Source organism: Rouxiella sp. Mn2063 (assembly GCF_049319665.1).
In the GTDB taxonomy this organism is placed as follows: Bacteria; Pseudomonadota; Gammaproteobacteria; order Enterobacterales; family Enterobacteriaceae; genus JBMOUD01.
In genome coordinates this window covers 65,480-79,333 of record NZ_JBMOUD010000011.1, presented here as the reverse complement: position 1 = coordinate 79,333, position 13,854 = coordinate 65,480, and the positions used below count along the sequence as shown (strand labels likewise).

The 13,854-nt window shown below is 47.2% G+C and carries 15 protein-coding genes; 8 read left to right on the top strand and 7 right to left on the bottom strand.

The genetic code is table 11. The annotated features are described in order from the left end of the window. Nucleotides 1-3 precede the first annotated feature (3 nt). Nucleotides 4-1,236 carry an O-antigen ligase family protein gene (locus ACL9RG_RS16200; RefSeq protein ID WP_422793659.1) on the top strand — a complete coding sequence of 411 codons (1,233 nt, stop codon included), beginning with the start codon at nt 4-6 and terminating at the stop codon, nt 1,234-1,236. A gap of 5 nt (nt 1,237-1,241) precedes the next feature. Continuing rightward, a complete protein-coding gene (locus ACL9RG_RS16195) occupies nt 1,242-2,225 on the top strand; it encodes a glycosyltransferase family 2 protein (RefSeq protein ID WP_422793658.1) in 984 nt (327 codons plus the stop codon). An 18-nt stretch (nt 2,226-2,243) separates the two neighbouring features. Here the strand turns inward: ACL9RG_RS16195 and ACL9RG_RS16190 are convergent, their stop codons facing one another. Then, the gene (locus ACL9RG_RS16190; RefSeq protein ID WP_422793657.1) at nt 2,244-3,341 is read right to left on the bottom strand and encodes a glycosyltransferase family 9 protein; all 1,098 of its coding nucleotides are present in this window, start codon (nt 3,339-3,341) and stop codon (nt 2,244-2,246) included. A 1-nt stretch (nt 3,342) separates the two neighbouring features. Then, on the bottom strand, nt 3,343-4,299 hold the full coding sequence (locus ACL9RG_RS16185; RefSeq protein WP_422793656.1) for a polysaccharide deacetylase family protein: 957 nt from the start codon (nt 4,297-4,299) through the stop codon (nt 3,343-3,345). A gap of 181 nt (nt 4,300-4,480) precedes the next feature. Between ACL9RG_RS16185 and rfaQ the strand changes: the two genes are divergently transcribed. From rfaQ to ACL9RG_RS16170, 3 genes are read left to right on the top strand one after another with little or no spacing between them, the layout of a single operon-like run. After that, complete coding sequence (rfaQ, locus tag ACL9RG_RS16180; RefSeq protein ID WP_422793655.1) at nt 4,481-5,563, top strand: putative lipopolysaccharide heptosyltransferase III; 1,083 nt, start codon at nt 4,481-4,483, stop codon at nt 5,561-5,563. Next, nucleotides 5,560-6,687, top strand: coding sequence for a glycosyltransferase family 4 protein (locus ACL9RG_RS16175; RefSeq protein ID WP_422793654.1), 1,128 nt, complete (start codon nt 5,560-5,562; stop codon nt 6,685-6,687). Before rfaQ ends, ACL9RG_RS16175 begins: the two co-directional genes overlap by 4 nt. After that, nucleotides 6,687-7,775 (top strand): glycosyltransferase, encoded by a 1,089-nt coding sequence (locus ACL9RG_RS16170; RefSeq protein WP_422793653.1) that lies wholly within the window; start codon nt 6,687-6,689, stop codon nt 7,773-7,775. The genes ACL9RG_RS16175 and ACL9RG_RS16170 overlap by 1 nt, the downstream gene beginning before the upstream one ends. A 39-nt stretch (nt 7,776-7,814) precedes the next feature. Here the strand turns inward: ACL9RG_RS16170 and ACL9RG_RS16165 are convergent, their stop codons facing one another. Beyond that, nucleotides 7,815-8,828 (bottom strand): glycosyltransferase family 9 protein, encoded by a 1,014-nt coding sequence (locus ACL9RG_RS16165; protein WP_422793711.1) that lies wholly within the window; start codon nt 8,826-8,828, stop codon nt 7,815-7,817. A gap of 122 nt (nt 8,829-8,950) precedes the next feature. Between ACL9RG_RS16165 and waaA the strand changes: the two genes are divergently transcribed. Genes waaA through coaD form a run of 3 tightly spaced genes read left to right on the top strand, consistent with a single transcriptional unit; the run spans nt 8,951 to nt 11,508 of the window. Beyond that, nucleotides 8,951-10,228 carry a lipid IV(A) 3-deoxy-D-manno-octulosonic acid transferase gene (waaA, locus tag ACL9RG_RS16160; protein WP_422793652.1) on the top strand — a complete coding sequence of 426 codons (1,278 nt, stop codon included), beginning with the start codon at nt 8,951-8,953 and terminating at the stop codon, nt 10,226-10,228. Beyond that, nucleotides 10,228-11,016: a glycosyltransferase family 2 protein gene (locus ACL9RG_RS16155; protein ID WP_422793651.1), complete on the top strand. Its 789-nt coding sequence runs from the start codon at nt 10,228-10,230 to the stop codon at nt 11,014-11,016. The genes waaA and ACL9RG_RS16155 overlap by 1 nt, the downstream gene beginning before the upstream one ends. A gap of 6 nt (nt 11,017-11,022) precedes the next feature. After that, nucleotides 11,023-11,508 carry a pantetheine-phosphate adenylyltransferase gene (gene coaD / locus ACL9RG_RS16150; RefSeq protein WP_422793650.1) on the top strand — a complete coding sequence of 162 codons (486 nt, stop codon included), beginning with the start codon at nt 11,023-11,025 and terminating at the stop codon, nt 11,506-11,508. Between the two features lie 27 nt (nt 11,509-11,535). Here the strand turns inward: coaD and mutM are convergent, their stop codons facing one another. The 4 genes from mutM to radC all read right to left on the bottom strand — a co-directional run bounded on the left by mutM (nt 11,536) and on the right by radC (nt 13,842). Beyond that, entirely contained in the window at nt 11,536-12,345 is an 810-nt protein-coding gene (mutM, locus tag ACL9RG_RS16145) for a bifunctional DNA-formamidopyrimidine glycosylase/DNA-(apurinic or apyrimidinic site) lyase (protein ID WP_422793649.1), read from the bottom strand. A 134-nt stretch (nt 12,346-12,479) separates the two neighbouring features. Beyond that, the gene (gene rpmG, locus ACL9RG_RS16140) at nt 12,480-12,647 is read right to left on the bottom strand and encodes a 50S ribosomal protein L33 (protein WP_004392084.1); all 168 of its coding nucleotides are present in this window, start codon (nt 12,645-12,647) and stop codon (nt 12,480-12,482) included. Nucleotides 12,648-12,658: 11 nt separating this feature from the next. Continuing rightward, nucleotides 12,659-12,895, bottom strand: coding sequence for a 50S ribosomal protein L28 (gene rpmB, locus ACL9RG_RS16135; RefSeq protein ID WP_422793648.1), 237 nt, complete (start codon nt 12,893-12,895; stop codon nt 12,659-12,661). A 263-nt stretch (nt 12,896-13,158) separates the two neighbouring features. Then, nucleotides 13,159-13,842, bottom strand: a complete 684-nt coding sequence (gene radC / locus ACL9RG_RS16130) for a RadC family protein (RefSeq protein WP_422793647.1) — start codon at nt 13,840-13,842, stop codon at nt 13,159-13,161. Between the last annotated feature and the right edge of the window lie 12 nt (nt 13,843-13,854).

Below are 13,854 nucleotides of genomic sequence, written 5' to 3'. Positions count from 1 at the left end.
ATTATGTCGACAGAAAGAACTCCACACCCGGCTTTCAGTTATCTGATCTATCTAGGATGCGCCATCGCGTTTTGTACCATACCCTTTGGCTTATCGGCCGGACGTAACCTTTTTTTTGTTTCCAGTTACATCGCGTTTATTGCGGTTTGTCTAAATTTAAAGTTCTACGTTAAAAATAAGCAGAATTTAGTTCTGCCAATTTTATTCTTTACTGTTGGAATGGCGACGATTCTTTGGCGTACTTACTTCAAGCAGCCCGATGAATACATCGATATCTATCGAGCCTATATGGGGACGGGAAAATTACAGATCGCCACAGCGTTTATCTTATTAATTGCGCTAAATGAGCGCCTGAACATGAAACACTGGTTTATTGCACTAGCGTTGATGATTGGCCTCTCTGTTAATTTCTACGGTTTGTATCAAGGCCTATTTCTACATATCGAACGTGTTGAACTGAACTTTGACCGTGCAACCGGGGCTTCTTATCTGATGACAGCGATTAGCCTGGCTATGATGCACGCCATCTTGTTGCTACGGACAAAATATCGCCTTCCACTTTATATCGTTGGCTTTATCTTCACTTTCTCGACAATTATTATGACAGGAACTCGAGCCGCAATGCTCGTTTATCCGGTTGCTGTCGCACTATCGATATTACTGACAAAAGATCTCATTTCCAAAAAGCATAAAGCTATCTTAGCCATTGCAGCACCTTTTGTACTCGCTGCCTGCGGGTTCTTATTCAAATCAGAAATAGAATACCGTATTGCAGATTTTGAAACGAACCTGAAGATGGCCGATCAGCCTCAAATTGATAACTCAATCATGTCCAGAGTTTCAATGCAAAGAGTGGCTATCCAAGCAGGGAACGCGGCACCTCTCGGGCAATCAGCGGAACAACGAGGCAATGAAATCAAAGCCATCGTCGCTAAAGACCCTAACCTAGTTGGTGTAATGCCTTATATCACGGTGCATATGCACAATGAACTGCTAGAAACCTATTCAATTAAAGGCGTATGGGGAGTAGCGTTTTTACTGGCACTTTATATAGGCCTATTCATCTCTTCACTCAGACCTTATCGTAACCCATTGTTGCTCGGCACCACCGTCAGCTTATTTGCTTATGGGCTTAGCGACGTTGTTTTCTTCAGCATTGAAGCAACCGCTATATTTTGCCTGGTCATTATTTTTAGCGTGCTATCAGTCGCTAATAGAAACAAGCAGCAGGATTAATCAGTATGAGCTCATCCCCCTACTTAATCAGTTTTATTGTGCCTTTCTATAATAATGAAGATTATATAGTTGCGGCCCTGAGCTCATTATTAAATCAAGTTACACCAGATGTTGAAATCGTGATTATCGACGATGGTTCAACGGACAGCTCAGGCACGCTGGTCAAAGAGTATTTAGCAACGCTTAACCTGCCACAAGTCACCTTTATCTCACAGAAAAACGGCGGCGTTGCTCATGCCAGAAACGTAGGGCTAGCGCACGTCACCGGGCGCTACACCGCTTTTCTTGATGGGGATGATTTGCTGAGTCCTGACTTCTTGAACACGCTTCGTCCGATACTTATCGACGAAGCGTACGATATTGTAGAGTTCAACTATCAAAAATTCGACCAACATCCTCCTCTACCAAGCTCTCAAAAGCAGGTGAAACTCGTAGAGTATGACTTTAGTAAATCGGGGCTAGACTGCCTAACGCCCGTGTTTACCAAGTCATTGTGGCACCTGCCAACCCGAGTCTATAAGCACACCCTATTAGCGGGAGAATCCTTCCCAATAGGGCGCCGCTATGAAGATGTTATCTTCACTCCATTTATCTATTTTAAGAGCAGAAAGATTGCTCATCTGGATCAGATTTTTTATTTTTACCGGGATAATAGCCAAAGTATTACACGTAATATCAAACCTAAAGATATTGACGACTTACTTTTTGCTATCGATAAGATGGTGAGCTTTGCAATATCTCATCAAAATGATCAGCAAATACGAAATCTTGCCGCCTTAATGATCATTAACTGTCTCGCAAACGTGAAAAGTATGACCAAAGCGCTTTATGGCTATTATCGTTACGATGGCCATACTTTGAAGACTTTCCGCAGCGCTGCTGCTATTTGCCAAGGAACAAGTATCCCTACAAAGAAAGTTTGGCAATTACGCTACCCACAAGTGGATACCTGGCTATCAAAAATACGCTGGCAGCTCAAGAAACGCTAGCTGCCAGCATTATTGGCATTACTTGTTCAAGCCAAGATGGTCAACCACTTCATCGTAGATGCGCTGTGGCTGAATCACCCCCATCGGGCTTTCTTTTTCTAAGTCCATAGTATAACCCGTACGCGAAACCTGAATGATTCGGTGCAGCTCGTTATCCTGTATTGGCCCGGTTGACCGGGAATCAGCAGTCACGAACAGGCTAATGGTTTTAACTTGCAATGCTACGGCGACATGCAATGGCCCGGTATCTCCAGTGACCAATACATGGAAGCTATCAATCAAGGTAATCAATGCCTGCAGCCCAGTTTTGCCAACCTGATTATCTACACATGCAGCGGTAGACGGGTCAATTTGTTGTAAAAATTGCGCGGCTTTCTCAACTTCAGAAGATCCGCCACCAATCAGCACAATACGCACTTGAGGATATTGCGCTACCAGCATATTGGCTAACTTAGCATAATGAGAAACTGGCCAGCAGCGCGACTCGCTCGAGGCACCAAGCTGGAAGCCAACGCTAATATGCTCAGTGCTTTTAATACCGGGTTGATAAGGAACTGGGACTTCCATTCTTGGGTCATCGCTGCGGCAGCCAAGGATAGAAATTAACTCCAGCTTACGGCGCACGAAGTGGCCGTAATAATGGAAAATATAGTTAGTCAGCCAGGCTTCAAGCCCGCTGATACCAGAACTATAATTATCACGGATAATATATTTTGCCCCCGCCATAACGGCGCTGATAATGTCATAAGGCAAATGCGAATGCAGAATCAACGCTAAATCAGGCTGATGTTGGCGTAGCGATTTGACTAACTCGCCCATAGTTTTGACTTTACTGTTCCAATAAACCACTCGGTCATAATAGCGACCGTTTTCCACCAGCTCTTGATTCTTCTTATGCACAACCAGCGTAATATGAGCATCAGGATAACGTTCACGTACTGCGCGCAACGCTGGGGTGTTAAACATAAAGTCCCCCAATGCCGTAGTGGAATAGATGACAATATTGTCAAAATGCATATTGCCGTCAAACGTTGATTTATCTTGAAGGCGACCGAATCTCGCCGTATAGCGTCTTAAAAACCAATCAGTAAGCTTAATCTTCCACTTTTTCGACATCTTATTTTACTTTCCGTTGATAATATTCGGCCAACGTTAGACCTTGAGTACGCTCACTTAACCAGCTAAACAGACCATCCAAATCGCGATAAAGCTGCTCAATATCCTGTTCCGTTTTAAATGTTGGGCTGCCGCCAGGCATAAACTCGGAAGAGTGCAGCATAAATTCCACATAATCATGCCCTTGCTCCAGACAACGCAAGGCAACTTTTTTCATGTTTTCCAGATTACCGCCAGATGGACGTAGCCACAGCGCAGAAGGCGAGCGTTTTTTGCCGCGCAGCGCATCGTACCCCTGTTTAAACGCATTCATCATTGCCGAATGCTTAAGCTGGATACTCATCGGCACTTCCAGCAACGAAGAGTGGCCAGCACGAGCAATGTTGCTCGGATCGATAAAATAGGCCTGCGCAGGGAAATGGCGATAATCCGTTCCCCCCTGCCCTTGCGGGTCACCCGGCGAGAAAGCCCAGTTGACGTTTGGTGTGACAGAGCAATCCACCTGATAGCCGTATTCCAGCAGTAACTCAGCGTAGTATTCATTAAACGCCCAGCGTCCGGCACGATGGCTTAGCATTTTGGTCTGGAAGGCATCTTCCAGCAATTTAGTCATGTGATCGACTTTGGCGCGCACCAGATCTCGTGGATACTCGATTAAATACGGCTTATGACGCCAATCATCATCGGTCAATGCCTGCAACGGCGGGCTGTTCCATGCATGCAGATGCATCCCGACCTCACCCGTTCCCCGGGCAATAACATCACGGGCAAATTCAACATACTCGGCATCAACGGCCATTTCGTAGTTGGTCAGATAAACAGGCTTGAAGCCATATTTCTCACACAACGCCTGAAAACGCGGCAAATAGCGCGTATTTTCGGTCGAAATACTCTGGTGATTTTGCCAAAGATTATCGCCTTCGGTATCAATCGTGATAAGAAAAGCCGGTTTTGTCATAGAAATGCCTGTAAAGAGAACATCTGTTTAATACGCTAAATCCCGTGATATGACCGCGTGAGACTTAATTAGTTGTCTATTCTTTGACATTTTCCCCTCCAACGCAAGAAAGGCCTCGAAGAGTAGCCACATCCATCGGCGTCAATTAGAATCGGGGTCTGAATTTCTTTGATAGTGATAAATGATGACGACTGTTTCGGCTAAGCAAATGAGTAGACCTGTTCGACGTATTCTTATTATTAAGCTACGCCATCATGGTGATATGTTGCTGACAACCCCGGTCATCAATACGCTATCTCAACATTATCCAGATGCTGAAATCGATATGCTGATGTATCTGGAAACCCGCGATATGCTGGCCAGCCATCCTTCATTGCACCAACTGTTTACCATTGACCGCCAATGGAAAAAACAGGGAGCTCGCGCGCATATGGGCCACGAAATCAAGTTAGTCAGGCAATTGATGCAACGCCAATATGACGTGGTCATCAATCTGGCGGACCAATGGCGCAGCGCTATTGTAACTAAACTCAGTGGAGCACCAATTCGTTTAGGCTTTGATTTCCCTAAACGTCGGGGCAAGATTTGGCCATTTTGTCATACGCAGCTAGTGTCGACTGAAAATCACAATGCTTTGCACACAGTTGAACAAAACCTCTCGATTTTGACGCCGCTAAATCTTACGCCGCTCAACTCACAAGCAACCATGAGTTTTAGTCCAGAAGACAAGCAAGCCGTCGCAAGCCTGCTCACTCAACGTGGCGTGCAAGGCAAATACATCGTGATTCAACCGACTTCACGCTGGTTCTTCAAATGCTGGACTGAAGAAAAAATGGCGCAAACACTCACTGCGTTGCATCAGCAAGGCTATGCGCTGGTTGTCACCTCGGGGCCAGACTCGCGTGAGCTACAAATGGTTGAACGTATTACCGCGCTATGCCCACAAGCTAATGTCACTTCATTGGCAGGACAATTAACATTACGAAAGTTGGCTGCACTGATAGACGGAGCGGCGTTATTTATTGGCGTCGACTCCGTGCCAATGCACATGGCGGCTGCATTAAAGACGCCATTAGTTGCACTTTTCGGACCATCCAAACTGACGTTCTGGCGGCCGTGGCAAGCCAAAGGCGAAGTTATCTGGGCAGGTGATTTTGGCCCGTTACCGGACCCCGATGATATCGATACTCACACTGACGAACGCTATCTTGATGCAATCCCTGCACAAGCGGTTATTGATGCGGCGCTAAGGCAATTATCATGAAACATTTCCGACTGGCTTTAGTCCGTCAAAAATACCGCCCAGATGGCGGTGCTGAACGTTTTGTCTCCCGTGCGCTAGAAGCATTAGAAGACCAAAATCTTGAACTTAACGTTATCACCCGCCAATGGCAGGGTGAAATTAAGCCCGACTGGAAAGTTCATATTTGTGATCCATGGAAGTTAGGCCGTATCAGCCGCGAACGTGGTTTTGCTAACGCCGCCCGGGCTTTATGGCAACGCGAAAACTTCGATTTAGTCCAAAGCCATGAACGAATTCCCGGCTGTGACCTGTTTCGTGCTGGCGATGGTGTCCATCGTCGTTGGCTGGAACAGCGCGCTCGTATTTTACCCAACTGGAAAGCCAAACATCTGTTTAAAGACCGTTATCACCGCTATGTCATGCAAGCAGAACAAGAGATGTATTCCGCCCCTGAATTAAAAGCGGTAATTTGCAATGCCGACATGGTAAAACAAGAAATTATTCAGCAATTTGGCGTACCCGCTGACAAGATTCGAGTTATTTATAACGCCATTGATAATCAGAAATTCTATCCCGTCAGCGAAGAGCAACGAATAGAGTTACGCCACCAACACTCGATTCCCGCACGCGCAACCTGCATGATTTATGTGGGTTCTGGCTTTGAGCGCAAGGGATTGGATGCCGCCATCAAGGCTATCGCACCAACCGTTCGCCATTTATTAGTGGTGGGAAAAGATAAAGATGAGAAACGTTATCGTGACCTGAGCCAAACGTTAGGCTGCCGCGATCGTGTGCATTTTCTCGGTATGCAGCCAAATACCTTACCATTTTATCAAATGGCAGATGGATTGCTGTTACCAACCTTGTATGACCCGTTCCCTAATGTCATTTTGGAGGCGATGGCCTGTGGTCTGCCAGTGATCACCACCCCAACCTGCGGCGGCGCAGAATTTATCACCCAAGGTGTTAACGGTTTTGTTTGCGATGCTCTCGATATCAACGCCTTACAGCAAGCCGTGATGGCCTTACCTGACAACGCAGTGGGTTCAAATGCAGGCCTAAAAGCCCGAGAAAAAATTCTCGATTGCACACCACAACGCTTGTCATCACAACTCATCTCACTTTATCAGGAGTTAGTCGGCTAATGCGCATCTTACTGATTATTGATGGTTTACCCGGTGGTGGAGCAGAGAAAGTCGTCCTAACTCTGGCGGAAGGATTTTTGCGCCAAGGCGCGCAGGTTTCGCTATTTTCACTGCGCGATGTTTGCCATTACGACTTACCTGCGGGTTTGAATTATCAGGTTATTAGCGATAACGATCGCTCTCCTTGGCGAAAAATTACCGAACTATCGCGCCGGGCCAAACAATTAGACCGTGCAGTGCGTGCTGCCGGTGAGTTTGACCTCATTTTATCTAACTTGCATAAGACCGACCGCATTGTCTCCCTGAGCAAAGTATTGCCGAAAGAAAAAGTCTGGTTCTGTCTGCACGGTATGTTTTCCAGTTCTTATCTTGGACACCGCACCGGCTTTAGCCGCTGGCTAAAACAGCGCAAAATCAAAAAGGTCTACAACAAACGCAATATCGTCGCCGTCTCTGAAGCAGTAGCAAAAGATATCACCGAGCAGTTCGCCCTCAAGCCAGCGAATTACCGTGTTATCTACAACCCTTTTGATATCGAAGCGATTCTTGATGCGGCAAACGCGCCCTGCGATCTCGCTGGGCACGCTTACATAGTCCACGTTGGACGACTGCATGAAACCAAACGTCATGACCGCCTGATTGAAGCCTATGCACAGAGCCAAATTAATGCGCCGCTCGTTTTGCTTGGCCAAGGCAAAGAAGCCCTGACTGAAAAGCTAAAAGCGTTGGCCCAAAAATTGGGCGTAGAGGACAAAGTCATATTTAAGGGCTTTCAAGCCAACCCTTATCCCTATATTAAGCATGCATCGCTGTTGGTACTCAGTTCAGATAGCGAGGGCTTCGGCAATGTATTGGTTGAGTCCTTAATTTGCGGCACGCCAATAGTCAGCACCGCGTGTCCTGGCGGACCGGTAGAAATATTGCAAAAAATGGGGATGGAAAACGCGCTGGCAGAGCTCGATAGCCACTCACTTGGCCAGAAGATGGCAGAAGTGTATCAACATCCGCCTATCGTCAATAAAGAGCGGTTAGGCATCTATCAGTTAGATTATATCTGCAAGAAATATATCGCGTTAATCGACGCCTGAAGCAAGCCGGGATAATCCCGGCTTACACCAATTGTGGGTCTACAACATCGTACTGATAGCTTCCCAGGCTTCATCAACACTAATATCCGAACTCTCGCCGGTTGCCGGTTTCAAGATATGAGTATTCCCGGACCAAGGACGCCAGGCGGCAGGATCCGTTTCACCAAAGAACACCACCGTATCTTTTTCCAAGGCAGAAGCCAGATGCATCTGCCCACCATCGCTGCATAGAATCATCCGGCAAAGGCTAAACCCACCGATAAGCTCACGCACTGACGCCGTAGGATAAAGGGCAACCTGGTGACCACCACACAACTCGGATATTTTTTCTGCCAACACCTGATCGCCCACATCATCAGGCGCTAAGGTTCCTTGAGGAGACCAGAAAACAAAAACACCTTTATTGCTGTCTTTGGTGATTCGTTTGATAACTTCAGCATAATATTCAATAGGCCAACGACTTTTTGGACGTCGGTTACTAATATGCACGCCATATATTTCACTGCAGTTGGGTAATAAACGTTCTTTCTGCTGACGAGCAAACAATAACTCTTCTGCATCGGGATAAACTTTAATCCCAGGAATCGGAATCGGCAGTGGTGAAATAGCCTTCAAGTAGCTAAATGTTCTCTCAACTTGATGCTCCCCAGAAAAATCCGAATCCTTAAAGGCATAATTCAGCCCTTTTATATCTAACTCCGCACCAATAATGTTTTTCACTCCCGCCATCTTGGCAAGGCGTAAGCTGTACTTACAAGGAACGGGATTAGCAAGAATCGCAGCATCAAACCTAATTTGTCTGAGCTTGAGGAAAATGCCGATGCGCTCAAGATAAACACTCAATGCAGATTGGTTTTTCGCACGATGTTTCGCTTTTTTATAAACGAATGTCTTTTCTATATGGGGATTGTTCTTAACGACGTCTTTACTGACCGAATTAATCAATAAATAAACCTTGGCGTCAGGAAAGGCATTTTTAACACCTTCAATCAACGGCATGGTACAAACGAGATCGCCTATATTATCCCGCCGAATAATCAGTATATTTTTCATTCTAGCCTTATCAGAGATATCTTCTACCGCTCTCGCCAGCACCCTGACCCCAGCAAGATTAGCGCCTTTCACCTTGAGGTATGATACTATTCGTCCAACCCCATATAAATGAATTCTAAAGCATGTTACTGCGTTTATATCAGGTATTACTTTACCTTATTCAGCCCTTGATCTGGCTCCGTCTGTGGATACGTGGCCGCAAAGCGCCGCTTTACCGCAAACGATGGGCCGAACGTTACGGCTTTTGTAAAGGCAAAGTGGAAGCGGATGGCATTATGCTGCATTCGGTTTCCGTCGGCGAGACCTTGGCCGCGATCCCTTTGGTACGCGCACTGCGCCATCGCTACCCTTCTTTACCCATTACTGTGACCACAATGACCCCGACAGGTTCCGAGCGGGCGGTTTCGGCATTCGGTAAAGATGTGCACCATGTTTATCTGCCTTATGACCTCCCTGGCTCGGTTAATCGTTTCCTCAATGAAGTTCGCCCTAAGCTGGTGATTATTATGGAAACAGAGTTATGGCCAAATCTGATCAATGCCTTACACAAACGTGATATACCGCTGGTGATTGCCAACGCCCGTCTTTCCGCGCGTTCAGCCAAAGGTTATAGCAAGCTCGGCGGTTTTGTTCGCAAAATCATGAGAAAAATTACGCTGATTGCCGCGCAAAATAGCGAAGATGGTGAACGTTTCGTTGAGTTGGGACTAAAACGCTCTCATTTGGCGGTAACAGGAAGCTTGAAATTCGATATCTCAGTGACCCCTAAATTAGCGGCTCGCGCGCTGACGCTACGAAGCCAATGGGCCTCGCGTCGGCAGGTATGGATTGCGACCAGTACTCACGATGGGGAGGAAGCCTTGCTGCTTGCCGCCCACCGCGAATTATTAAAAACGTTCCCGACGCTGCTGCTGATTCTGGTTCCACGCCATCCTGAACGTTTCCCGGTGGCCTGCGAACTGACCCGCAAAGTCGGGCTGAGTTATATCCAGCGTAGCAGCGGTGAAGTACCGTCAGCACAAACTCAAGTAGTGATTGGCGATACGATGGGTGAATTGATGCTGCTATACGGCATTGCTGATTTGGCCTTCGTCGGTGGCAGTTTGGTTGAACGTGGTGGACATAATCCATTAGAAGCCGCTGCACACGCCATTCCTGTCTTGATGGGACCACATACTTTCAATTTCAAAGATATTTGTGCCAAGCTGGCGCAAGCGGATGGATTAATCACTGTTACGGACAGCGCTTCTTTGGTGAAAGAGATCTCAACGCTGCTGACCGATGAAGATTATCGCCTCTACTATGGCCGCCATGCCGTTGAAGTCCTGCGTCAAAACCAAGGCGCATTGCATCGGTTATTGGAACTGATGGAGCCTTATCTGCCGCCACGGAGTCATTGATGTCCGCCAAAAAACGCCTGTCGGTTGTATTGATCGCTAAAAATGAAGCTGCGCTGCTCGAAGAGTGTCTCAAGTCAGTGGGTTTCGCTGATGAGATAATCTTATTAGATTCTGGCAGTAGTGACGGTACACAAGACCTTGCCCGTAAACTCGGTGCCAAAGTGTTTGAAAACACCGATTGGCAAGGCTTCGGTAAGCAGCGCCAACTGGCACAAAGCTATGCCAGCGGCGAGATGATTTTGATGATCGATGCCGACGAACGAGTCTCTCCAGAGCTACGTCAGTCAATAGAAGCCTGTCTGACTCATAGCGATGAAAACGTGGTTTATAGCTGCGGCCGTTTGAATTTATTCCTCGGACGTTTTATGCGTCACAGCGGCTGGTATCCCGATCGCGTTAATCGTCTCTATCATGCCAAAAAATTTCGCTACAACGATGACCTGGTCCACGAATCCCTGAATACTGGTGAAGCCAAAATTGTCCCGCTCAGCGGCGACTTGCTACATCTCACCTGTCGTGATTTCTTCGAATTCCAGCGTAAACAGCTCGGCTATGCTCAAGCGTGGGCAGAACAGCGGCACCGACAAGGGAAAAGCTGTAGTTTCTTCTCTATTCTCAGCCATACCCTTGGCGCATTCTTTAAAACCTGGATATTACGTGCCGGTTTTCTAGATGGTAAACAAGGTTTAGTTTTGGCGGGTGTCAATGCGCAGTATACTTTTAACAAATACGCCGCCTTGTGGGCCTTCAGCCATTCATTGCAGAACCCTGCATTACCGAAAAAGTGAGCAGCCATGAGCACCAACGCTATCTATCCTGGTACTTTCGATCCGCTAACTAATGGTCATCTGGATATCGTGACCCGTGCCGCAGTGATGTTTGATCGGGTGATATTGGCTATTGCTGCCAGCCCGAGCAAAAAACCGATGTTTAACTTAGATGAGCGGGTGCAGCTTGCCAAAGAGGCGACCTCGCATTTGAGCAACGTCGAGGTAATGGGTTTTAGCAGCTTGATGGCAAATTTCGCCCAACAGCAAAACGCTAACGTCTTAGTTCGCGGCTTGCGCGCAGTCTCTGATTTTGAGTATGAGATGCAATTGGCCAACATGAATCGACATCTGATGCCAACGCTGGAAAGCGTTTTTATGATGCCTTCTAAAGAGTGGTCATTTATTTCATCAACGCTGGTGAAAGAAGTGGCGCGCCACGGTGGCGACATCACTCCTTTCCTTCCAGCCAACGTGACAAAATCACTGCTGGAAAAAATCGCCCAGGCTTAAGCCTGTTAGATAAGCGTAGCTGTCACCTTAGCGCTGGCAGCTGCGACAGAAAAAGGTGCTTCTCTGAGCGTGCTTGCTGCTTTCAATCAGCGTGCCACAGGCTCGGCATGGCTCACCGGCCCGGCCATAAACCTGCAACTCCTGCGCAAAATATCCCGGCTTACCGTCCGACTGTAAAAAATCACGCAGCGTAGTACCGCCTTGTTCTATCGAACGCAACAACACGGCTTTAATGGTTTTGGTCAGCAGTTGATACTCTTCGGAGCTTAACGAGTTAGCCGGCCGGTCCGGCAGAATACCCGCCACAAACAAAGATTCACTGGCATAGATATTCCCCACGCCAACCACCAACTTGTTATCCATCAACCAGGGCTTAATCGGTGATTTTTTATTGCGTGATTTCTCCATCAAATACTCAGCAGAAAAATCGTCGCTGAGTGGCTCTGGACCAAGATGAGATAACACATTACTGGCAGCTAAATCAGCACACCACAGCCAGGCGCCAAAGCGACGAGGGTCGGTATAACGCAGCACATAGCCGGTATCCATCACCAAATCGACGTGGTCGTGTTTTGCCGGTTCGGTTTCGTGCTGCAACACGCGTAAACTACCCGACATCCCGAGATGAATGATGATCCAACCCGTTTTCAGCTCAATCAGTAAATATTTGGCCCGGCGTTGAACACTAAGCACCACCTGGTCACTGAGCGCCATAATCTCTTCTGAGACCGGCCAGCGCAGACGAGAATTGCGCACTACGGCATGTACAATCTGGTGCCCAACCAAATAAGGCTCAATGCCACGGCGGCTGGTTTCTACCTCTGGTAACTCTGGCATTAACGCCTCCTGCAAAACAAATATGTCATGGTCGCTAGCCTGACATTCTCTACCTAGCGGGTCGAATTGCAACTTTCCTGTCTGACAGGCAATAAAAAACCCGGCCGGAGCCGGGTTTTTTCAATCCACTAAAATTATTTAATTTTAGCTTCTTTGTAGATCACGTGTTGACGGACAACTGGATCGAATTTCTTCAATTCCAATTTTTCCGGCTTAGTACGCTTGTTCTTCGTAGTGGTATAGAAGTGACCAGTACCAGCAGAAGAAACCAGCTTGATCTTCTCGCGAACACCTTTAGCCATGATTCAGTTCCTTAATACTTCTCACCACGGGCACGAATTTCGGCCAAGACCGTTTCGATACCCTTCTTATCAATAACACGCATACCTTTAGCAGATACACGCAGAGTTACAAAGCGCTTCTCACCTTCAACCCAAAAACGGTGTGAGTGCAGGTTTGGCAGAAAACGGCGTTTGGTCGCGTTCAGTGCGTGGGAACGGTTGTTACCGCTCACCGGGCGCTTGCCAGTAACTTGGCAGACTCGGGACATTTTATTCTCCAAAAATCAAATCAGCTCGAGCTTCGTATAGGGTATGGCCGCCTCGTCAGGCTTTTAGAGCCCATCTCAGCAAACTCCACTGAGAACCGACTCTCTGTCGTCGGGTAAAAACCTTATCACCAGGTTGAAACCTGCTGAGATAGGCTCTTAACGCCAAACCCAAGATTCTCAAAGGTGGCGTAGTATACGCTTTAGAGCGAAGGTGCTCAAGTCCCGAACAGCTAAAGATCCTCAAGGATCGTCAAAAAAGCCACTTAAATCCAACCGCGTTCGGCAAAAGACACCATTTCTCCATGCCCAACCACTAAATGGTCGAGTACACGAATCTCCAACAGTTGGCAGACTTTTATTATCTGTTCGGTCACCCTTCTGTCTGCAGAACTAGGTTCAGCCCTGCCCGACGGGTGATTATGCGCCAGAATTAGCGCTGTCGCATTAATCTTCATCGCTGCGCGAACAATTTCTCGCGGATGGATTTCGACGCTGCTAATGGTACCAGCAAATAACTCCTCATGGCGAATAACCCGATGTTGATTGTCGAGAAAAAGTACCAAAAAGACTTCTCTCTCCCGATTTGCCAGCAAATTTTGCAAATATCGCTTGGTACTTTCAGGGGTAAGCAGAGGATTCTCGCGCATCAGCTGTCCTGCATAGCTGCGTTTGGACAACTCAAAAATCGCAGACAACTGGGTAAACTTTGCTACCCCAATCCCATTAATGGCTGTCATCTGCTGAAAATCTGCCGAGATTAATTGATGTAACGACCCAAAAGTTCGCATCAACTCCTCCGCCAGCTGTATCACATTCACACCACGAGCACCGGTGCGCAGGAATAGAGCAAGTAGCTCACAATCGCTTAATGATGAAGTGCCTAAGTGAAGCAACTTTTCTCTAGGTCCTTTTTGATTTTTCTTCCACACATCTTTTAAATCGCTCATCAGGCCTCCTTG

Excerpts from the sequence above, each read along its gene's own strand:
- ACL9RG_RS16200 (WP_422793659.1), top strand. The coding sequence starts at position 4 with ATGTCGACAGAAAGAACTCCACACCCGGCTTTCAGTTATCTGATCTAT.
- ACL9RG_RS16195 (WP_422793658.1), top strand. The coding sequence starts at position 1,242 with ATGAGCTCATCCCCCTACTTAATCAGTTTTATTGTGCCTTTCTATAAT.
- ACL9RG_RS16190 (WP_422793657.1), bottom strand. The coding sequence starts at position 3,341 with ATGTCGAAAAAGTGGAAGATTAAGCTTACTGATTGGTTTTTAAGACGC.
- ACL9RG_RS16185 (WP_422793656.1), bottom strand. The coding sequence starts at position 4,299 with ATGACAAAACCGGCTTTTCTTATCACGATTGATACCGAAGGCGATAAT.
- rfaQ (WP_422793655.1), top strand. The coding sequence starts at position 4,481 with ATGATGACGACTGTTTCGGCTAAGCAAATGAGTAGACCTGTTCGACGT.
- ACL9RG_RS16175 (WP_422793654.1), top strand. The coding sequence starts at position 5,560 with ATGAAACATTTCCGACTGGCTTTAGTCCGTCAAAAATACCGCCCAGAT.
- ACL9RG_RS16170 (WP_422793653.1), top strand. The coding sequence starts at position 6,687 with ATGCGCATCTTACTGATTATTGATGGTTTACCCGGTGGTGGAGCAGAG.
- ACL9RG_RS16165 (WP_422793711.1), bottom strand. The coding sequence starts at position 8,828 with ATGAAAAATATACTGATTATTCGGCGGGATAATATAGGCGATCTCGTT.
- waaA (WP_422793652.1), top strand. The coding sequence starts at position 8,951 with ATGTTACTGCGTTTATATCAGGTATTACTTTACCTTATTCAGCCCTTG.
- ACL9RG_RS16155 (WP_422793651.1), top strand. The coding sequence starts at position 10,228 with ATGTCCGCCAAAAAACGCCTGTCGGTTGTATTGATCGCTAAAAATGAA.
- coaD (WP_422793650.1), top strand. The coding sequence starts at position 11,023 with ATGAGCACCAACGCTATCTATCCTGGTACTTTCGATCCGCTAACTAAT.
- mutM (WP_422793649.1), bottom strand. The coding sequence starts at position 12,345 with ATGCCAGAGTTACCAGAGGTAGAAACCAGCCGCCGTGGCATTGAGCCT.
- rpmG (WP_004392084.1), bottom strand. The coding sequence starts at position 12,647 with ATGGCTAAAGGTGTTCGCGAGAAGATCAAGCTGGTTTCTTCTGCTGGT.
- rpmB (WP_422793648.1), bottom strand. The coding sequence starts at position 12,895 with ATGTCCCGAGTCTGCCAAGTTACTGGCAAGCGCCCGGTGAGCGGTAAC.
- radC (WP_422793647.1), bottom strand. The coding sequence starts at position 13,842 with ATGAGCGATTTAAAAGATGTGTGGAAGAAAAATCAAAAAGGACCTAGA.